This window comes from Coralloluteibacterium thermophilum, from assembly GCF_042654365.1.
GTDB lineage: Bacteria > Pseudomonadota > Gammaproteobacteria > Xanthomonadales > Xanthomonadaceae > Coralloluteibacterium > Coralloluteibacterium thermophilum.
Genome location: NZ_JBHSGG010000065.1, coordinates 1 through 3,722 on the forward strand (window position 1 = coordinate 1; position 3,722 = coordinate 3,722).

1 protein-coding gene and 1 pseudogene are annotated in these 3,722 nt (G+C 74.2%); both read right to left on the minus strand.

The window, feature by feature from the left end:
- Window positions 1–820, minus strand: a pseudogene (locus tag ACFO3Q_RS16830) (hypothetical protein); the annotation flags it as partial.
- 75 nt (window positions 821–895) lie between these two features.
- Window positions 896–3,496: an aminopeptidase N gene (gene pepN, locus ACFO3Q_RS16835; protein WP_377006065.1), complete on the minus strand. Its 2,601-nt coding sequence runs from the start codon at window positions 3,494–3,496 to the stop codon at window positions 896–898.
- Between the last annotated feature and the right edge of the window lie 226 nt (window positions 3,497–3,722).

Consider the following 3,722-nt stretch of genomic DNA (forward strand, 5'->3'; position numbering starts at 1 on the left):
GCTCGGCCGGGACCTGGCGCGGGGCGCGCGGCGGCTCCGCACGCACGCGGGGCGTGTCCGTACGGACACGCCTGCCCTCGCCGTCCGCGCGCGGCGCGCCCATGCCGCCGCGCCGCCACTCGCCCGACGGGCGCGCGCCGCGCTCGATGTCGGGACGCCCGCGCAGGTTCCCGTCGGTGCCGACGGAACGCGCGGGAACGCCGGCCGCGGCCGGCGGACGCATGCCGCCGTCGGTGCGGATGGCGCCGCCGACCCGCTGGCGCCACTGCGCACGCTCCTCCTCCCGCGGCCGCTCGCCCCGCACCGGCGGCCGTTCGCGCTGACGCCCGTCCGACTGGACGCCGCGCGGCGGGCCGGTCCGCGCCTGGGCACCGGGCCGGTAGGGCTCGCGCGAATGCCAGTAGCTGCCGCGGACCGGCGGCCGCGGACGCGGCGCCTGCCAGCTGCGGGGATAGTGGTAGTAGGGCCAGTAGCCGCTGGACCAGCCGAGGCCGAGCCCGACGCCCGACCCCCAGCTCGACCAGCCGAGGCCGTAGCCGTAGCGCGGGCCCCAGTAGCTGCGCGGGCCCCAGCTGCCCCACAGCCCGCCATAGGGCGCCCAGCCGTGGCCCCAGGCGGGCGCGAAGCCGAACCCGTAGTCGTAGTGGTGCACGACGGTGCGCGGCGGCGCGTAGTAGTAGTCGCCGTAGCCGGCCGCCGGCGGGTAGTAGTAGCTGCCGTCGCGGTAGACCGGCTCGCGGTAGCCGTAGTGGCTCCTGCCGTGGGTGGCGCAGCCGCCGAGCAGGACGGCCACGGCCAGGATCAGGAATGCGCGCTTCATGGAGACGGTCCCCCACCCGGAGAGGACGTCAGTCTCGCATCGAACCGCGGAACCCGTCCTGACTCCGGGGCCCGCCTATCCCAGCAGCCGCGCGAGCAGGTCGCGGCAATCGCTGGACGCGAAGCGCCCCTGCAGGCCGTCCAGCGTCTCCCGCACGCGCTCGCGGCGGGGCCCGGCCAGCCGCCGCCAGCTCTCGAAGGCGCCGAGCAGGCGCGCCGCGACCTGGGGGTTGATGGCGTCGAGCCCGGGAAGCTGCTCGGCGAGCAGGGCGTAGCCGCTGCCGTCGGCGGCGTGGAAGGCCGTGGGGTTCGCGCGCGCGAAGCTGCCGAGCACGGCGCGCACGCGGTTGGGATTGGTCGGCGTCCAGTGGGAGGAACCGAGCAGCGCCCGCACCTCCGCCTGCGCGCCGGCGTCCGGCCGCATCGCGACGAGGGCGATCCACTTGTCGGTGACGAGATCGTCGCCGGCATGGCGTGCGGCGAAGGCCTCCATCGCGGCGTGGCGGCCCTGCGCATCGGCTTCCACCAGGCAGCGCAGCGCGCCGAGGCGGTCGGTCATGCTGCGCGCGCCCTCGAACTGCGCCTGCGCCAGCGCCGCCTCGCGGTCGAGGCGGGTGAGCAGGGCGAGGCAGAGGTTGCGCAGGCGACGGGCGCCCATGGCCGCGCCGTCGAGACCACCGGCCGCGGCGTCCGCCAGGGCGTGGTAGCGCGCACGCAGGCGCTCGGCGTGCTCGAAGGCGAGCTGGTCGAGCAGGGTCTCGCGTGCGGCGAGCAGGCTGTCCACGTCGATGGCCTGCACCGACTCGGCGAGGGTGTCGAAGTCCGGCAGCACCAGGCATTCGGCGACGAAGGCCGGATCCTGCGCCGGGTCGTCCAGCAGGGCGCCGAGCGCGGCGCTGAGGCCGTCCTGCGCCTCGACGTGAGCCTCGAAACGCTCGAGCAGCACGCCGGTGGCCAGCCGCTGCAGCGCGTCCCAGCGATTGAAGGGATCGCGCTCGCAGCGCGCCAGCCGGCCGAGCTGGGCCGGGCTGTAGGGGAAGTCGAGCTTCACCGGGGCCGCGAAGCCCTGGTTGAAGGCGGGCAGCGGACGCGCGGACAGCCCGTGGAAGCGCAGGCGGTGGCGCGTCGCCACCAGCTCGACCTGGTCCGCCCCGCCGGCGCCGCGCGGGGCGGTGCGCAGCCTGCGCCCGGCCTCGTCGTACAGCGCGAAGCGCAGCGGCATGTGCAGCGGGTGCTTGTCGGGCTGGCCCGGCGTCGGCGGGGTGCGCTGCGCGATCTCCAGGGTGTAGGTGCCGGTGGCCGCGTCGTAGTCGTCGCGGATCCGGATCTCGGGCGTGCCGGCCTGCGCGTACCAGCGGGCGAACTGCGACAGGTCGCGCCCGGACGCCTCGGCGTGTGCGGCGAGGAAGTCCTCCACCGTCGCCGCACGGCCGTCGTTGCGCGCGAAGTAGAGGTCCATGCCGGCGCGGAAGGTCGCCTCGCCGAGCAGGGTGTACAGCATGCGCACGATCTCCGCGCCCTTCTCGTAGATCGTCAGCGTGTAGAAGTTGTTGATCTCGCGGTAGCTCGGCGGCCGCACCGGATGCGCGAGCGAGCCGGCGTCCTCGGCGAACTGGCGCGCCCGCAGCAGGCGCACGTCCTCGATGCGCTTGACCGCGCGCGAATGCAGGTCGGCGGTGAACTCCTGGTCGCGGAAGACCGTGAGACCCTCCTTCAGCGAGAGCTGGAACCAGTCGCGCAGGGTGACGCGGTTGCCCGACCAGTTGTGGAAGTACTCGTGGCCGATCACCGACTCGATGCCGAGGTAGTCGGCGTCGGTCGCGGTCTCCTCGTCGGCGAGCACGTAGCGCGCGTTGAAGATGTTGAGGCCCTTGTTCTCCATCGCGCCCATCGTGAAGTCCTGGGCGGCGACGACGTTGAACACGTCGAGGTCGTAGACGCGGCCGAAGCGCCGCTCGTCCCAGCGCAGGGCGCGCTCGACCGCGCCGAGCGCATAGCGGCAGCGCGGCACGTCGGCGTGGGCGGCCCACACCGCCAGGCGCACGTTGCGGCCGTCGGCGGCGACGATCTCCGACTGCACGCAGCCGAAGTCGCCGGCGACCACGGCGAACAGGTAGGGCGGCGTGGCATGCGGGTTGTGCCAGCGCGCGAGATGGCGGCCGTCGGGCAGCTCGCCGCCGCCGACGGGATTGCCGTTGGCGAGCAGCACCGGATAGCGGGCGCGGTCGGCGCGCAGGACGATGTCCCAGACCGGCATCACGTCGGGCCGGTCGAGCATGAAGGCGATGCGCCGGAAGCCCTCCGCCTCGCACTGCGTGAACAGCGCGCCGCGGCTGGCATACAGGCCCTCCAGCCGGGTGTTGGCGGAGGGGCGGATGCGCACCCGCGTCTCCAGCGTGCAGGCGCCGTCGAGATCGGGGATGCGCAGGCCGCGTTCGCCGAGCACGTAGCTCTCGGGCGGCAGCTCGACGCCGTCCACGCGGATCGCCAGCAGTTCGAGGTCCTCGCCGTCGAGTTCGAGCGGCGCCGGTGGCTGCGCAGGATCGGGCTCGAGCCGGAGCCGCGTGGTGACTTCCGTGGCGTCGGCATCGAGGTCGAACTCGATCTCGACGCGCGGGATGCGCCAGGCGGGCGGGCGGTAGTCGGAGAGATGGATGCTGCCGTCGTCGCGGGACATGGATCGATGCGGAATACGTGGACGCGAAGGACGCGGAACGCCGCGGCGGTGGCGGCGCCCGGGAGTCGAAGGTCGGAGCGTGCCATGCGCGGCCGTGTGAATGCGAGGCGGGGGTGGGTGAAGCGGGAAGGGTGGAGCGGGAATCGGGACCAGGAGGTCAGCCGTAAGCGACGTCGTCGCGACTGAAGTCGCTCCTACGGCCAGCCCCCGCGGCTCGGCAGCACCC